The sequence below is a fragment of the Gordonia sp. AC31 genome, from assembly GCF_031844505.1.
In the GTDB taxonomy this organism is placed as follows: domain Bacteria; phylum Actinomycetota; class Actinomycetes; order Mycobacteriales; family Mycobacteriaceae; genus Gordonia; species Gordonia hongkongensis.
This window is the reverse complement of the sequence record NZ_JAUZVK010000077.1, coordinates 1-1,415: the sequence shown is the minus strand read 5'-3', so window position 1 is coordinate 1,415 and position 1,415 is coordinate 1. Positions and strand designations below refer to the sequence as shown.

General features: G+C 63.6%; 2 protein-coding genes. Both read right to left on the bottom strand.

The genetic code is table 11. From position 1 onward, the window contains the following. Positions 1–13 precede the first annotated feature (13 nt). The gene (locus Q9R39_RS24630; RefSeq protein ID WP_311278451.1) at positions 14–853 is read right to left on the bottom strand and encodes a transposase; all 840 of its coding nucleotides are present in this window, start codon (positions 851–853) and stop codon (positions 14–16) included. Between the two features lie 96 nt (positions 854–949). Continuing rightward, the coding region (locus Q9R39_RS24625; protein WP_311278450.1) for an AMP-binding enzyme at positions 950–1,415 on the bottom strand (466 nt) is incomplete at its 5' end.

Below are 1,415 nucleotides of genomic sequence, written 5' to 3'. Positions count from 1 at the left end.
GGAAACCCAGGAGTCACGTTCTTACACAGACATCTTGACAAGCTCGTTCCACCGTCGACAGGCCAACAACTCGGTTCATAACCCGAGCGCGGCACCTGTCCAGCGCTTGATTGACCCACTGCAACACATGGAATGGGTCCATACACCAGTACGCTCCCGGGGCCTGCTCGGCGATGACCGCACCGATGTACTCAGCGCCATCAGCACTGATGTGGGTGATCTTGCGGGCACGCACATCACCCAGTTCATCGAAGAACCGCTCGATGGTCTCCTTCTTGGCGCCTTCACCCGCCCAGACCAGTTGCCCTGTGTCGTGATTGACGACCACCACCAGGTACCGACGGCCCTTCCGGTAAGCGATCTCGTCGATACCGATGCGGCGCAACCCGTTCAAGCGTTTAGTGAGCCCGACATGGCCGTCGACCACACGCTCGACGATGCGAGACACCGTCCGCCACGAGACCCGTAGGTAGGCGCTCACCGCGGTCATCGGCGCGTGCGCACACATCCACGCGACGGTGTCGTCGAACGCCCTGGTCACTCGTGCTTCCGGACGCGCCCACGGAACCAGTTCAGTCTTCACACCATGTCGAGGGCACCGCACGCGCGTGGCGGGCAGCTCGAGGAAACACCGCCAGCCGCCCATATCGAGATGCCGCCACCGGCGCGGTGCCGACGGCTGATCGTAACCCGGGCAGCACTTCCTACACTGCGGACACCGTGAGCGAGCGTTCTTGTGCAGTTCCAGCGACACCACCAACATCTGCCCGCGGTCATCTTCATCGAACCTGACACCCACGACACGGGCACGCTCGATCCCAAGCAACTTCTGCAGTACTCTGACAGTGCGCAACGCCCACTCCTTTAGGTATTGATCTTCGCAACTCAAAACCTATGCGAGACTGGGCGTTGCGTGCGTTAGGCTCGCGAATAGGAGCCCACTTCATGGTCAGAAGAGCCACACGTGAGCGACCCGCGCCGCCACCCGAGTGGCCGACAGTGAATGTCCGCCGATCTCGAAGAAGCTGTCCGTCACCGAGATCGCCGTGGCGTCCCCAGCACGGCCGAGCACCTCGGCGACCGTGCCGGCGATCGCGCGCTCGGTGTCCGTGTCCGGTTCCACCCGTCGAGTGGAGAAGAGATCCGGTGCGGGCAGGGCTTTTCGGTCGACCTTGCCCGCGGTGTTCAGCGGCAACGCGTCGAGCACCATGACGGTGTCGGGAACCATGTACGACGCGAGCCTGCGGGCGGCATGGTCTCGTAGCCGCGACACCGCCGACTCGTCGGGTCCGGTGACGTACGCGACCAACCGGTCGTCCTGCACCACCGCGACTGCCGAGACCACGTCGTCGGCACTCGCGAGGACGGTTTCGATCTCCCCCAACTCGATCCGCTGCCCCCGCAACTTCACCTGG